This is a genomic window from Dactylosporangium sp. NPDC006015 (assembly GCF_040614215.1).
GTDB lineage: Bacteria > Actinomycetota > Actinomycetes > Mycobacteriales > Micromonosporaceae > Dactylosporangium > Dactylosporangium maewongense.
In genome coordinates this window covers 108,813-123,507 of sequence record NZ_JBEXUD010000009.1, presented here as the reverse complement: position 1 = coordinate 123,507, position 14,695 = coordinate 108,813, and the positions used below count along the sequence as shown (strand labels likewise).

Sequence of the window (14,695 nt, the reverse complement as noted above, 5' to 3'; positions counted from 1 at the left end):
GCGCCGCAATGCCGGATTCTGGCGTTGCGCAGGGTCGCGGTGCGGGGTCGTGCAGGGAGGTGGCTTCGTCAAGGGCTGTGGTCGGCCACCTCTCGTTGGGCTGGTGGGTTGCCAGCCTGCGGGAAAGCCGCGCGGGATGGGGCGGCGACCGAGTGATGTTGCGTTGTGGTGGGCCGCTCGTCAGGGACGTGGGAATTGGGTGACGAGGGCCGGCCGTGGTGTGGAGGTCGGCGGAGAGTTGACGACCGGGAGCCGTCGTCGGCGCCAGCGGGGTTTGGTGACCTGGTTACGGATGATCCAGGCGTGCCAGGTGCCGCGGCACGGGCGGTGGGCGGTCCGTCGCGGCTGGGTGGTCGCCGTGGCGGGTGCGGGGTGAGCGCGTTGCTGCAGCAGAGTGGCGGGGTACTGGACGATCAGGACTTCGAGGCGGTTGCCGGGCTGGTCGCGGCAGGTGAGTACCGGGACCAGATTCCCGGCAGGAAGTCGTGGACCTCGGTCTGCTCGGGCTGCTTGATGACTTCGAGGCGCCGCCGGCGCGGCGGTGCACGTACGAGCGTGGGTCACGGAGTCACGTCGCGGCCCGGGGGCAAAGGGCGGGTGGAGAAGTTGCCGTCGTTGAAGCCCGCGTCGGCGGCCGTCATGGACGAGGTGGCGCAACACGGATCCGGTGAGTGGGGAGCCGCGGCTCGCGATGTACGAGGAGACCGCCGCGATGCTCGGGGAGCAGCACTGGCTCGGCGGTTGAGCGCTGGTCAGCAGGGGGCGCGGAAGGCGTCGAGGCGGAGGTTCTTGCGGATCGAGCTGAAGCGGAGGCCGGCCGCGGTCGGGCACAAGGAGGCCTTGTACTCGACGTGGAAGACGGGCTTGCCGGCGGTGATGAACGGGGTGAGCAGGGCGCACTCCTTCCACTGCAGGCACGATTCGTTGACGGCGAAGTCGAAGGACGGCTGCAGCTTGGTGATCTGGTCGAGGTCGTTCTTCAGGCCGACGGCCAGGCCGAGGGAGTGGGCGAGGTCGGCGACGCGGCGGTTGAACAGGAGCTGGTCGGCGGCGGTGAGGGGGAAGCCGGTGGGGTTGGTGTAGCCGTCCATGTTGTCGGGGTCGACGGCGTCGAAGCCCTTCGCCTTGCAGGTCGCGAAGCGGTCGGCGAGGATCGGGCGCAGCGTGTCCCACTGGCGGATGTCGAGCCACCGCTCGCCCGCCCAGCCGTCGAGGGCCTTGCCGCGCACGGCGGCCGGGAAGCGGGCGGCGTCGGCGCGCCAGTCCTCCCAGGAGCCGGCGTCGACGTAGCAGAGCACCTTCCGGCCGGCCGCGTGCAGCTGGGTGACCTGGGCCTTCGTGGAGTCGGCGCCGTCGATGTCGTACACGTCGGCGGTGACGGACGTGTCGAGCCTTCCGGTGAACTGCATCTGCCAGGTGGCGCCGACCGCCGGTTTCCACCAGGTCGCGGGGGAGGTCGCGGCGGATGCCGGTACCGTGGAGCAAACGACGGCGAAGATGGCTGTGACGGCCAGGAATACAGCGCGGGGGGTGTGTCGCATGCCTCGCCATCGGCTGGGCGTCGGGTGGCCTGATCTGACGGTCCGGCGGAATGCGCCGGCCGGCCGGGGGACAGACAGCCCCATCTCCTGGTCGGTATGTGTTCGTGACAGCGGCGGCCAGGTGGTGTACGACCACCGCCCCGACACCGTGCTCTCCACAGCGAGTGTCGGCAAGCTGCTGCTGCTGATCGAGGTCGCCCGCGGGCTCCCGCTGGACCGGCCATGTGACCGGCGGGACGTCGAGCCGGTGGCGGACTCCGGGTTGTGGCAGCACCTGCGCACCGACGTGCTGCCCGCGCACGACCTGGCGGTGCTGGTCGCGTCGGTGAGCGACAACCTCGCGACCAACGTGCTGCTGCACCACGTCGGGCTGGAGCGGGTCGCGGCCCTCGGGCATGAACTGGGGCTGGCGTCGACGGCGCTGCACGACATGGTCCGCGACGTGCGGACGGCCGCGCATCCGCCGCGGCTGTCGTCGGGCACCGCCGCCGAGCTGTCGCTGCTGTTGCACCGGCTGCCGGGGATCGACGGCGGCGAGCGGGTGCTGGACTGGATGCGCACGTCGGCGGATCTGTCGATGGTCGCGTCGGCGTTCGCGCTCGACCCGTTGTCGCACGACGGCCTGGTCCTGCGCAACAAGACCGGCACCGACGACGGCGTCCGGGCGGACGTCGGTGTCGTGAACGGGTGCGCGTACGCGGTGCTGGCCAACTGGCCACCGGACGAGGCGACGGTCGGTGAGGTGCTCGCGACCATGCGTGAGCTGGGCGATGGGATTCGTGCGTTCGTGGGAAACTGAGGCATGCCGTACTCGCCACGGGAGACCGTTCAGAAGACCGGGTTCAGCCTCGACACGCTGCGCTACTACGAGCGGATCGGCCTTCTTGACGGCATCGACCGCACCGCCGGCGGGCAGCGCATGTTCACCGACGACGACCTCGCGTGGCTGGAGGTCCTGCGCTGCCTGCGGGACACAGGCATGCCGATCGCGCGGATGCGACGGTACGCGGAGCTGGCCCGCGACGGTGACAGCACCTTCGCCGAGCGCGCCGAGCTGCTGGAGGAGCACGACCGGGACATCGAGCGCAAGATCGCCGACCTGCGCGACGAGCAGACGAGGATCAAGGAGAAGATCGGCTGGTACCGCACTGAGCTCGCCCGCTTAGCTCCCGCCGATGCCCAGGCCTCCGCGTGACGGAGAGGTCCACGCCCGCGCCGCCGCAGGCCTGACCACGGCGCCGACGGTGCGCGGACGTGAGCCCTTGGGAAGCGCGACCGCGCGGGCGGGCATCGAGCGATAGCACCCGCGTGGGCGTCGGCCCGGCGGCGAGCATGGTTGCCACCAGGCGGGCGTTGACGCGGTGCGCGGATGCCGGGCGGCGGGGTGCGTGGCCGCACCGGCTGGCAGTGGAGCCGGTGGCGGTGCGCCGGTGACGGCGGGACTTGATGCGGTGGCGGTGCGTTGTTGGGCGGTAATGAGTTTGGCTGGGCGCGTGGTCGTGCCGGTAGGCGTTGATGCGGTGGCGGTGCGCGGATGTCGTGTGGGTGAGCGGCGTGGCTGGGCGGGTGTTGCGGTGGTGGCGGTGCGCGGATGTCGTGTGGGTGAGCGGCGTGGCTGGGCGGGTGTTGCGGTGGTGGCGGTGCGCGGATGTCGTGCGGATGAGGCGGCAGGCCGTATCGGCGGGTATTACGGCAGTGGTGATGCGCGGGTGTTGGTGAGGTGTGTGGTCGCGCCGGTCGGTATCGGAGCCGTGGTCGTGCGCGGGTGTCGAAGCAGTGGTGCGTTGTCGGGCGGTTGTGGGCGTGGTCGTGTCGGCGGGTGTTGCAGCGGTGGCGGTGCGCGGGAGTTGGGTCGGAGATGAGCGTGGTCGCGTCGGAGCGTTGGCGGTGCGTTTGCTGGGCGGGTTGTGAGCCGGTCGGGAGCGTGGCCGTGACGGCGGGCATTGGGGGTCCGTGGTGTCGGTCGGTGAGCGGCATGGTTGATGCGGTGCAGGTGTCGGGCTGGTCGGGAGCTTGGCTGCGCTACCTGGCGTGAGGGCGCGTGGTGTTTGGCTCGCGGGAGCGCTTGTGGCGATCCGGCGAAGGGGAGTTCGCGTCCGGTGATGGCGGCATGCCCCGGTGGCGACGCCGGTGAGCGGATGGCCAAGGCGGACCCGGTCGGCTCTGGTGGGCCTGCCCCGCTTTTTGGCGGACATCTGAGATCAGGAGCCTGTGGGCTCCGGGACCTGGGGTGTGGCCGGGGATCAGCTGGTGCCGCGAGGTCGCTGCCTCGGTGTGGACCGGCCGGGTGATGCTGGTCGGCCCGGGGCCTCGAGGAGGGCGGCGACGCGGTTCTGCTCGGTGGGCTGGGGCTGAGAGCGCTGCGGGGTGCCGATGGCCACGGCGCGCCGGTCGGCGTGGATCTACGGTGTGGCCGGGATCAGCTGGTGCCGTGGGGACGCTGCGTCGGCGGTGAGCACGTTGCCGCCGGCGGACGTTGACGCGATGCACGGGTGCCGGGCCGACGGGGAGTAATGCTGGTCGGCGCTTGGCGTGGTCGTTGTCGGTGTCACGCTGGGGTTGTGAGCGCTGCGGGGGTGCTGAGGTCCATGGCGCAGCGGATCAGGGTGGCCAGGGCGGGGGAGCGGCTGTGTGGGGGCCAGGCGATCACCGTGGTCACCGTGGGGGCGTCCAGGACGGGGACGGCGACCAGGTCGGGGCGTAGCTGGGAGCGGCACGAGGACGGCAGGGTGGCGACGACCATGCCGAGGGCGATCAGCTGGTAGAGCTGCGTGCTGTCGCGGACCAGCGGGCCGGGGCCGGGTGAGGCGGGGGAGCCGGGCCAGGTGGGGAACGGCTCGCCGGCCAGGTCGGCGGTCAGCAGGTGGGTGTGGCCGGCGAGGCGGTGGCCGGCGGGTAGGACCGCGACCTGGCCCTCGGTGTGCAGCTCCTCGACGTCGAGGCCGGTCACGTCGTCGAACGGCAGGTGCAGCAGGGCCACGTCGGCGCGGCCGTCGCGGAGCAGGCGTTCCTGTTCGCCGATGCCGCACAGGAGCACCTCGATGGTGACGGCGGCGGGGGCGGTTGCGGCGTACGCCGAGAGCAGCGCGGGCAGGAGGTCGCCGGCCGCGCCGGACTTCGTGGCGAGCACGAGCTTGGCGGCGGGGTGGCCGGCGCGGCGGGTGCGGCGGTCGGCGGCGGCGACCGCGTCCAGGGCGGCACGGCCCTCACGGAGCAGGACCTCGCCCGCCGCGGTGAGCGCGACCGAGCGGCTGGTGCGCTCCAGGAGGGTGACGCCGAGGCGGCGCTCCAGCTGGCGGATCGCCCGCGACAGCGGCGGCTGGGCGATGCCGAGGCGTGCGGCGGCCCGGCCGAAGTGCAGCTCCTCGGCGACCGCGACGAAGTACGCCAGCTCGCGCGTTTCCATACCGCTACGGTATCGGTCCTGACCCAGACGGTGTTGGCGGCCGGGGCGGGGGCGGACCAGCATCGTGGGTATGACCACTGCAGTAACCGTCGCGCTGGTGACCGGCGCGAACAAGGGGATCGGGTACGAGATCGCGGCGCGGCTCGGGGAGCTCGGGTGGCGTGTCGGGGTCGGGGCCCGCGACGCCGGGAGGCGCGAGGAGGCGGTGGCGAAGCTGCGCGCGGGCGGCGCCGACGCGTTCGGGGTCGCGCTCGACGTCACCGACCAGGCGAGCGTCGACGCGGCCGCGGCGCGACTGGACCAGCTGGACGTGCTCGTCAACAACGCCGGGATCATCGGCGGCACGCCGCAGGTGCCGAGCACCGTCGACCTGGCCGTCGTGCAGGCCGCCGTGGACACCAACGTGTACGGGGTGATCCGCGTGACCAACGCGATGCTCCCGCTGCTGCGCCGGTCCCCGCGGCCGCGGATCGTGAACATGTCGAGCTCCGTCGGCTCGTTCGCGGAGCAGACCGACCCGCAGGGGCCGCTGAGCGGGATGCCGGCGTCGGTGGCGTACGCGCCGTCGAAGGCCTTCCTGAACGCCGTCACCGTCCAGTACGCCAAGGAGCTACGCGACACGGCGATCCTGGTCAACGCCGGCTGCCCCGGCTACTGCGCCACCGACCTGAACCACCACAGCGGCTTCCGGACCCCGGAGCAGGGCGCGGCGATCGCGGTGCACCTCGCGACCCTGCCCGCCGACGGCCCGTCGGGCGGTTTCTTCGACGACGAGGGCCCGGTCCGCTGGTAGAAGCCGGGTAGAAGCCTGGTAGGGACGACGCTACGCGAAGACCGGGTCGCTGCTCGAGATCAGGGCGAGTGAGACCGTGCCGCCCGTGAGGGCGGCGCGGGCGGCGGGACCGCGGTCCGGCAGCTCGGTGAAGGCACCGGCGCGCAGGGCGTACACGTCGGCGAGCGACTGCCGGCACGGGTAGCCGGCCGGGCACTCGGTGGGTCCACCGAGGACGGTCGCGGTGCCCGAGCAGGCGCGCGCGAACTCGTCGAGGCTCGTCACGTGGTACTTGTCGGCGAACGCCTTCGACACGGCGAACACGTCCTGCGCCGCGGCCGGCGACGCGAGGCCGAAGGCCAGGCCGAGCTCGCCGCCGCGGTTCCCGGCCGAGGACCGCGACGTCGTCGACGATCGGCAGGTGCAGCTCGGTCACCGCCGCCCGGGACAGCGTCTCCTTGGCCGTGCGCACGCCGTCCCAGAGCTGCCGCCGCTGCCGCAGGTCCCGCGCGGTGGCGGGGTTGCTCAGCCGCTGCCACGCCCCCGGCGCCCGGGCGGCGTGCACCGCGCCGAGGTAGCTGACGACCGCCGCGTCGACGTCCAGCCCGCCGGTCTCCCGGAGGCCCTCGTCGGCCAGGACCGTGAACCCGCCGGCGTCGCGCCGGACGGCCGCCGCGTCGAAGGTGCCGGCGCCGAAGTCGTACACGACGATGCAGGCGCCGACAGGGACCGTGACGCCCTCCGTCGAGGCGAACCAGGCCGCCGCCGCGACCGGCTCCGCCACCAGCCGCACCGGGCCCAGCCCCGCGTCCGCGGCCGCGGCCGCGTCGAGCAGGACCTGCCGCCGGCGCGCCCCCCACGTCGCCGGGCATGTCAGCACGGCCTCGGCCGGTGCCGCCCCGGCGACCCGCTCCGCCTCCGCGGCGACCCGCCGCAGCACCGCCGCGACGAGCTCCCGCACGGGCACCTCGACGGACCCGAGCAGCACGGCCGTGTCGTCGATGCAGCGCTTCGGGTTGGGCTCCAGGCTCTCCGGCCGCACCCCGCCGCCGTCCAGCGCGTCGCGCCCGGCGAGCAGCTGCCCGTCCTGACCGAGGTACACCGCGGACGGCAGCACCGGGCTCCCGTCGAAGACCAGCGGCCGGACCGACCCGTCGGGCCGGCCGAGCGCGGCCACGGTGTTCGTCGTCCCGAAGTCGACGCCGAGCCGGACCCCAACCCCGCTGACCATCGGGCAATCCTGGACCGCGTGCACGGGCAAGCCCGGCGCCGGTGTGAGCGCGGCGCCGGGCCGGAGGCGGTCGGCATCTCGATCAATTGCTGCACAGCGCGGCAGCGCACGCCTTGCGGCCGAACGTAGGGTGCAACGGCTCGGCGACGGACACTATCTTGTCCGCTATGACGGACGAACTCCGGCTTCAGCCGGACGACGGCGGGGAGGAGGTCGAGGCCCTCCGCCGATGGCTGCGGTCCGATGACGACATCCGTTCGTGGACCGTCCAGGCCGAGCACGGCTCGCCCACGCCGGGGTACCTCGGCACCATCACCGACACGTACTGGTGTTGCTGCCGACGGCCCGTCGAGGATGGCCTTGATCCTCGCTGACCCGCTCGCCTCGCGCGCCGTGCTCATCGGCGTCGGCGCCTACCACGAGCCCGAGCTGGCCGATCTCCCCGCGGTCGCGAACAACCTCCGGTCGCTCACCGACATCCTGACCGATCCCCTTCGGTGCGGGCTGCCCAGCGAGTCCATCACCGTGGTCTCCGACCCCCGGACACCAGTCGCGGTGGCGCAGGCGGTGGCCAAGGCCGCTGACGAGGCCACCGACGCACTCCTCGTCTACTACGCCGGTCACGGGATGCGGGCCGGACGCCGCCGTGAGCTGTACCTGGCCGTTGCCGAGTCCTCGGTGGAGTTCTCCGACGTGGACTGCCTGCCGTACCAGCGACTGCGGGACACGGTGCTCGACAGCCCCGCCGCGGTGAAGATCGTCATCCTGGACTGTTGCTTCAGCGGGGCTGCGCTGGACGGCATGGGAGGCGGACCGGCCGGGCAGGTCGTCATCGACGGTGCGTACGTGTTGACCGCCACGTCCGCCACCAAGCTGGCGATGGCGCCGGTCGGTGCCGAGCACACGGCGTTCACCGGCGAACTGGTCGGACTGCTCACCGAAGGGCTGCCCGGCGGCGGCGAGTATCTCAGCCTCGACACGGTGTATCACCACGTGTCGCAACGACTGCGCAGCAAGGGTCTGCCGAGGGCGGAGGCCGCCGCACGGAACACCTCCGGCGCCTTCACCCTCGCACGCAACGTCGCCGCAACGGCCTCGCCGGCTCCGGAATCCGTCAGCCAACCGTCCATCGTGGACGAGTCGCCGGCCACCGAGGTGGCTCCTGCCCAGACCGCCAAGGTGCCTGCTGCCCCGCCTGCTGCCGAGGTCGTGTGGACGGTCGAACGGGTCGGGCCCGTCGTGCGTGGCATCCGGCGGCCGATTCCTCCGTTGGTCGCGACGCACCAACGCAACACCTGGAAGATCGCGCTGGATGTCAAGTCGCGTGAACCGGCGACCTTCGCTCCTCCGGTCGCCGGCGACACCCTGCTCATGGCGGGCACAGACCATCGGCTGTACGGGCTCGACGCGCTGACCGGCGCGGTCCGATGGGCCTTCGCCGAGCCGGAGCGGAGCCTTGTCAGGCCGGTGCTCGTGGCCGGCTCCCGCGTGCTGGTCTGCGACGACGGAGGCCAGGTGCACTGCATCGACAGCGGCACGGGCGAGCGGCAGTGGCGGCATCCGATCGCCGGACCCGCGGAGCGGACCGCGCTGGTCGCGGACGGTGCCAACGTATATGTGGCCGTCCGCGACGATCTCGCCACGCCCGACCTCACCGCGGTGGATCTGGCGACCGGCGCCGAGCGTTGGCGACACCGCATAGACGCCCGCCTGCCGGTGCTGGCGCCAGGCGGTCACGTCGTGGTGCGTCGGGAGAATCGCGTGGTCAGCCTTGCCGCGGACTCCGGTGAGGACCGCTGGGCGCGAGAGCTCGTCGGGGGGCCGGTCGCGTCGATCGCCGATACCGACGGCGTCGTCGTCGGCACGGATGCCGGACGGGTGGCCAGCCTCGCGCCCGCCTCGGGCGAGATCCGGTGGCAGGTCGTGCCGAAGCCGCGACCACTTCTGCTGCGGTTCGCCAGCGAGATGCCCCTCGAATGGGTCCTTGCCGCCGCCGATGGTGTGGTCGTGGCGGCTCGGCCGGAGGGCAAACGGGTGTACGGACTGGACCGCGAGACCGGCGAGACAGGCTGGTACATGCATGCCAACGGCTGGGGTGGGCCGTTCTCGGCGATCACGATCGCCGGTGGCGCCGCGTATTTCGCCACCCGCGATCTGCATGCGGTCGAAGCAGCGACGGGGCGCGTCCGTTGGACGCTGCGGACCGGCTACTACCCCGGCGCGGTGACCCTGGCTGGTGACATCGCCTGTTTCGGAGTCGGTGAACACCTCTACGCCGTCGACACCGCCACCGGCACGGTGCGCTGGCGGCATCTGGTCGGTAGGTGGCACGCAACGGCGCCGACCCTGACGAACGGCCTGGTCGCCTTCGTCAACGACGCCGCCGCTGCGACCGCGTTGAGACTGTGAGTCCGCGCATCGCGGATTCGGATCGAGGTTGATGCCGTCTGCGCCCAGGATCAGGCCGGCGCCGGCGGTCCGAAGTGCTGCCGCAACTGCCCGCGGCGTGACCAGGCAGGTGTCACTGTCTCCACCTTCACGAGCAACAGTGAGTCCCGTGCCGTTGCGGCCAGCGGATCCCGATCGGGACCCGAGGTCGGTCAGCGTCGCGGGACTCAGCTGCGAGGGGTCAGGGCAGGAGGGCCTGGTTGGTGGAGAAGACGTTGGTCGGGTCGTAGGAGCGCTTGATGCGCAGCAGGCGGTCGCGGTCCGGGGCGGGCCAGTTGGACTGGAGGGCCTCGGGGCCGGCGCCGCCGGAGAAGTTCATGAAGCCGCCCGGCACGGTGGCGTCCGCGGTCGAGGCCAGGACCGCGGCGGTGACGGCGTCGACGGCCGGCACCAGCTCCGGGACGCCCAGGCCGATGACGAAGAGCGAGAAGGCGGCGTCGCGGCCGGGGATCGCGTTCGGCACGGCCGGCGGGCGGGAGAGGGCGCCGCCGAGGTGGCGGAGCTCGACCATGATGAGCGGGACGTCGACCTGCGGGCCGGCGGTGGCGAGCAGGCCCTCGACGGTGGCCGCGGTCAGGTCGCCGAGGAGGGCGCCGCCCTCGCGGGTGGGCGTGGGGTCGACCGGGTCCTGGTGGATGAAGTCGACGGCCTGGTAGGGCATCTCGCCGACGCCGCCGAGCAGGACCGGGGCGGCGGCGAGCATGGGAGCGAGCAGCTCCGACGCGGTGTCGGTGTCGCCGAGGTACGCCACCCGCAGGTGCACCACGAACGCCCCGCGCAGCGGCTCGGGCAGCTGCGGCAGCGGGGGGAGGCGGAGCATGGCGAGGGACGTGTTCATCCGCTCGGGCAGGGTCGGCGCCCACGCACGGTAGGCGTGCAGGACCTCGGCGGCGTGGGTGGCCGGGAAGTAGAAGCCGCCGCCGGTCAGCGACGGCACGTCGAAGAGGTCGAACTCGATGGCGGTGACGATGCCGAAGTTGCCCTTGCCGCCGCGGACGGCCCAGAAGAGGTCGCTCTCGTGGTCGGCGTCGACGGTGCGGGCGACGCCGTCGGCGGTGACGATCTCGACGGAGCGGACGTGGTCGGCGGCGAAGCCGAAGGTGCGGCCAAGCGGGCCGAGTCCGCCGCCGAGCGTGTAGCCGACGACGCCGACCTGCGACGAGGAGCCGCTCAGCGGGGCGAGGCCGTGCGGGGCGGCCGCCTCGATGACCTGCGACCAGCGGACGCCGGCCGCGGCGCGGGCGCGCTTGCCGGTGGCGTCGACGGTGAGCGACTGCATGCGGCTGGTGGTGATGAGGACGCAGTCGACGGCGGGGCGGACGGCGCCGTGGCCGGTGGCCTGGACGGCGACGGGCAGGCCGTGGCGGCCGGCCCAGCTGACCGCCGCGGCGACGTCGGCCGTGCTGGCGGCGCCGACGGCGACGGCTGGTCGGTGCGGGTTCGCCACGTTCCAGGCGAAGATCTCCTCCGCGAAGCCCTCGTCGGAGGGCAGGAAGACGGGGCCGTCGACGGCGGCGGCGAGGTCGGCGAAGGACAGGTCGGTCGATGCAGTCATCAGAGGTTCCTCAGGGTTCGGGGCGCGTGCAGCGGCGCCACGGACCACGGTGCACGACAGCGCTTGGCCGCCGGTCAAGCACCACTTAAACGCGCGACTTGAGCGATACTTGCGGCCTCAAGATGGGCGGCGCCGAGCCGGCGGTGCGCCTCCAGGGCCAGCGTGGCGTGCGCGACACTCTCGTCCGGGCGGCCGAGGCGCTGCGCGAGCTCGGCGAGGGCGTAGCGCATCGAGCCCCAGGTGGCGCAGCCGGTCCCGACCGTGGACCACTGGTCGGCGAAGGGAAGGATCTCCTCGTACAGCTCGGCGCAGGGCGGCAGGTCGAGCCGCGCCGCCACGAGCGCCCACTGGAACGCCACGAGGTTCCAGCACCACAGCATCTCCCGCCGCGTGCCCCACCGGTCGACGAGCCGCCGGGCGAGGTCCTCGTCGCCGGACTCGCAGGCGGCCAGGACCGCGGTCGGGCGCAGCAGTTCCAGGTGCGGCTCGTCGGCGCGGCGGACCAGCTCGTCGAGCAGCTCGCCGGGCCTGCCCTGGAAGCGCCGGCTGGTGTACAGCATGGCCAGCCGGATCCAGTTGGTGCCCCACAGGCTGGTGTGCGCCTGCAGGGCGAACGCCTCGCCGACGAGCCGCTCGCCGTCGTCCCAGCGGCCGTCGAGCATCGCCCGGCCGGCCCGCGCGTACCGGACCTGCGCGGCGAGGACCCCGGTGCGCAGCTCCTCGCCGAGGTGGACGGCACGGGCCAGGTCGGTCTCGAAACCGGCAACGTCGCCGGCGGTCACGGCGTTCATCATGCGGTGCAGCCGGCCGGTGAGCTCCACGGTGCGCGGCAGCCCGTCGATGGCGAGCAGCTCGTCGACGGCGGCCCGGCGCAGCCGCTCGGCCTGCGGGACCAGGGCGACGTTCCAGAGGTTGTTGAGGGTGCGGGCGAGGAGCTCCGCGTCGCCGGTGCGCCTGGCGAGCGCCACGGCCTCCGCGGCGTGCGCCTCCCCGGCCGGCCGGTCCTCGCTGTGGTACAGCTCGACCGCCAGGGTGCCGAGGAGGACGGCCCGGCGCCGCGGGTCGGTGTCGCCGAGGCGGGCGAGCTGGTCGCGGAGGATGCCGATCATCCGCTCGTCGACGACCAGGTAGGGCCGCCACGTCCACAGCGTGACCCCGCCGAAGAGCGTGGCCGCGTCCATCGTGAGGTCGTCGTCGCCGAGCTGCCGGGCGAGGGTGAGCGCCTCGTCGAGGACGGCGCGGGTGCCGGCGAGGTCCCCGCCCGCGCGGCGCGCGGCACCCAGCTGGACGAGCAGCCGGCACCGGTCGGCGGCCGCGCCCGGGCGGGTCGGGTCCAGCGCGCCGAGGGCCGCCTCCAGGTAGGCGGCGGCCTCGTCGTACGCCAGCTGCGCCATCGACAGGTCGGCGGCCCGCCGCGCGTAGCCGACGGCCCGCTCCGCGCCGCCGAGCCGCGCCGCCATGGTGAAGTGGTGCACGAGCCGGCCGAGCAGCGCGGGATCGTCGGGCTGGTCGAACGCCTCGAGGGCCTCGCCGACCCGCAGGTGCAGGCGGGAGCGTTGCAGCCGGGTGAGCGCGCCGTAGAGGGTGTCGCGGACGATCGCGTGCGAGAACCGGTAGTCCCAGGTGCCGGGCACCTCGGTGAGCAGCCCCGCGACCACCGCGGGCTCCAGGGCGCTCATCACCTGTTCGTTCTCGGCGTCGGTGCCGGCCTCCAGCAGGACCAGCTCGACGTCGCGCCCGATGACCGCCGCCGTGCGCAGCATCGCCTGGGTCGCCTCCGGCAGCCGTGACACGCGCCGGCCGACGACGTCCCGGACCCCTTCGGGCACGTCGAGGTCGGCGACGGCCTGCGCGGTGCCCCAGCCGCCGGGGTGCTCGCTGGTGAGCAGCCGCAGCAACTCCTTCAGGTAGAACGGGTTGCCGCCGGTGCGCTCCAGCAGCGCCACGACGACCTCGCCGGGCGCGTCGCCGCCCGCGCTGTCGTGGAGGTACGCGGCGACGTCACCCGCCGTGAACGAGCCGAGCCGGATCCGGTCGGCGCCGCGCTCGTTCGCCAGCAGCGCGAGGGTCTCCCGCAGCGCGGGGTCGCCGTCGGCGACGTCCGGGCGCATCGTGCCCAGCAGCAGGATCGGCCGCCGGTGCAGGGCGGGCGCCAGGTGCGCGAGCAGCTGCAGCGACGACGCGTCGGCGACGTGCAGGTCGTCGACGACGAGCAGCAGCGGCTGCCCGGCGGCGCACTCCGACAGCGTCTCGGCGACCGCCTCGTGCAGGTGGAACAGGGCGGTGCCGGGCTCCTCGGCCCGCCATCCGCTCTCGCCGCGCCCGGCGAGCACGTCGAGCAGGTGCCGCCGGCCGTCGGTGTCGGGCAGCGACCGCAGGATCTGCGCCCACGGCCAGAACGCGGGGGTCGCGCTCGCCTCGACGCACCGGCTCCACGCGACCCGCAGCCCGTGCCCTTCGGCGAGGGCGGCGGCCCGCTCGGCGAGCAGCGTCTTGCCGAGTCCGGCCTCGCCGACGACGAGGACGACGCCGCCCTGGCCCGCGGCCGCCTGGGCGAGCCGCTCGTCGAGGTGCCGCTCCTCCCGCCCCCTGCCGACGAGCACCGTCCCCGGCGGGCGCTCGGCCACCTGCACGGCGGCGCCGGGCAGCGCCTGCATCAAAGCGCCCGGTGGCGCCTTCACCACGCCGCCGGGCGGCGCCTTCACCACGCCGCCGGGCGGCGCCTGCACCACGGCGCTGGGTGGCGCCTGTAAGGCGGCGCCGGGCGGCGCCGCGAAACCGGGGCTGCCGGCGGAGGGGGTGAGCGCCGGGTCGTGGCGGAGGATGGCCGCCTCCAGGTCGCGCAGGTGCGGGCCGGGCGGCAGGCCGAGCTCCTCGTCGAGGACCGTCCTCGCCCGCCGGAACGCGGCGAGCGCGTCGGCCTGGCGGCCGTCGCGGTACAGGGCGAGCATCAGCTGCCCCCAGGGCCGTTCGCGGAACGGGTGCCGGTCCAGCAGCGCCACGGACGCCGCTGCCGCCGCCGCGTGCCGCCCGGTGGCGAGGTGGACGTCGACGAGGTCCTCGACGGCGCCGTCGTGCACCTCGCCGAGCTGCGCGGCGACCGCCGCCGCGAACTCCTCGTCGGCGAAGTCGGCCAGCGGCCCGCCCCGCCACTCCCGCAGGGCCGCGGTGAGCAAGGTCTCGGCCTCGGCGTACGCGCCGGCCGCGAGCTGCGCCCGGCCGTCCTCGGCGCCGCGGGTGAAGCGGGCCGCGTCGACCTGCCCGGCGTCGATCGCGAGGAGGTACCCGGGATCCCGGGTCACCAGCACCGACGGCGGGGTCCGCGGCGGGCGGTCCGGCTCGAGGACGCGCCGCAGCTGCGAGATGTACACCTGCAGCGTGCTGGTCGCGCTCGACGGCGCCTCGCCGGTCCACAGCCCGTTGATGATCCGGTCGAGCGGCACGACCCGGCCGGGGTCGAGCAGCAGCAGCGCGAGGACGGCCCGCTGCTTGCGCGCGCCGAGGTCCAGCGGCGCGCCGCCGGGCGGCTGGACCTCCAGCGGGCCCAGGATCCGGAAGTCGAGCCGCGTCACGGTCGCCACGCTATCCGCCGGCGGGCGCCCCGGGGCCGACCCGTCGGATCTTGGACTCAGCCTCCGGCCAGCAGCTCAGCCTCCGGCCAGCAGCTCAGCCTCCGGCCAGCAGCTCAGCCTCCGGCCAGCAGCTCAGCCTCCGGCCAGCAGCTCAGCCTCCGGCCAGCAGC

10 protein-coding genes and 1 pseudogene are annotated in these 14,695 nt (G+C 73.8%); 5 read left to right on the top strand and 6 right to left on the bottom strand.

Annotated features, from left to right (window positions below; genetic code table 11):
* Nucleotides 1–752: 752 nt before the first annotated feature.
* Complete coding sequence (locus tag ABZ321_RS18125; RefSeq protein WP_344498419.1) at nucleotides 753–1,541, bottom strand: endo alpha-1,4 polygalactosaminidase; 789 nt, start codon at nucleotides 1,539–1,541, stop codon at nucleotides 753–755.
* On the opposite strand from ABZ321_RS18125, the gene ABZ321_RS18120 reads away from it, so the two are divergent.
* Nucleotides 1,498–2,340 carry a serine hydrolase gene (locus ABZ321_RS18120; protein WP_354892432.1) on the top strand — a complete coding sequence of 281 codons (843 nt, stop codon included), beginning with the start codon at nucleotides 1,498–1,500 and terminating at the stop codon, nucleotides 2,338–2,340. The two genes, ABZ321_RS18125 and ABZ321_RS18120, sit on opposite strands and share 44 nt — an antisense overlap.
* 3 nt (nucleotides 2,341–2,343) lie before the next feature.
* Entirely contained in the window at nucleotides 2,344–2,736 is a 393-nt protein-coding gene (locus ABZ321_RS18115) for a MerR family transcriptional regulator (RefSeq protein ID WP_354892429.1), read from the top strand.
* 1,353 nt (nucleotides 2,737–4,089) lie between these two features.
* Here the strand turns inward: ABZ321_RS18115 and ABZ321_RS18110 are convergent.
* Nucleotides 4,090–4,947, bottom strand: coding sequence for a LysR family transcriptional regulator (locus ABZ321_RS18110; RefSeq protein ID WP_354892426.1), 858 nt, complete (start codon nucleotides 4,945–4,947; stop codon nucleotides 4,090–4,092).
* A gap of 70 nt (nucleotides 4,948–5,017) precedes the next feature.
* Between ABZ321_RS18110 and ABZ321_RS18105 the strand changes: the two genes are divergently transcribed.
* A complete protein-coding gene (locus ABZ321_RS18105) occupies nucleotides 5,018–5,740 on the top strand; it encodes an SDR family oxidoreductase (RefSeq protein WP_344498429.1) in 723 nt (240 codons plus the stop codon).
* Nucleotides 5,741–5,770: 30 nt separating this feature from the next.
* On the opposite strand, the gene ABZ321_RS18100 is transcribed toward ABZ321_RS18105, so the two are convergent.
* Nucleotides 5,771–6,034: a hypothetical protein gene (locus ABZ321_RS18100; RefSeq protein ID WP_354892866.1), complete on the bottom strand. Its 264-nt coding sequence runs from the start codon at nucleotides 6,032–6,034 to the stop codon at nucleotides 5,771–5,773.
* A gap of 157 nt (nucleotides 6,035–6,191) precedes the next feature.
* Nucleotides 6,192–6,950 (bottom strand): annotated as a pseudogene (locus tag ABZ321_RS18095) (Hsp70 family protein); the annotation flags it as partial.
* 167 nt (nucleotides 6,951–7,117) lie between these two features.
* Here ABZ321_RS18095 and ABZ321_RS18090 point away from each other — a divergent pair.
* Together ABZ321_RS18090 and ABZ321_RS18085 are read left to right on the top strand one after the other, a co-directional pair.
* On the top strand, nucleotides 7,118–7,324 hold the full coding sequence (locus tag ABZ321_RS18090) for a hypothetical protein (protein WP_354892423.1): 207 nt from the start codon (nucleotides 7,118–7,120) through the stop codon (nucleotides 7,322–7,324).
* Entirely contained in the window at nucleotides 7,305–9,359 is a 2,055-nt protein-coding gene (locus tag ABZ321_RS18085; RefSeq protein ID WP_354892420.1) for a PQQ-binding-like beta-propeller repeat protein, read from the top strand. Before ABZ321_RS18090 ends, ABZ321_RS18085 begins: the two co-directional genes overlap by 20 nt.
* A 220-nt stretch (nucleotides 9,360–9,579) precedes the next feature.
* On the opposite strand, the gene ABZ321_RS18080 is transcribed toward ABZ321_RS18085, so the two are convergent.
* Nucleotides 9,580–10,953 (bottom strand): FAD-binding oxidoreductase, encoded by a 1,374-nt coding sequence (locus ABZ321_RS18080; protein ID WP_354892417.1) that lies wholly within the window; start codon nucleotides 10,951–10,953, stop codon nucleotides 9,580–9,582.
* Between the two features lie 74 nt (nucleotides 10,954–11,027).
* The gene (locus ABZ321_RS18075; protein ID WP_354892414.1) at nucleotides 11,028–14,525 is read right to left on the bottom strand and encodes a BTAD domain-containing putative transcriptional regulator; all 3,498 of its coding nucleotides are present in this window, start codon (nucleotides 14,523–14,525) and stop codon (nucleotides 11,028–11,030) included.
* Between the last annotated feature and the right edge of the window lie 170 nt (nucleotides 14,526–14,695).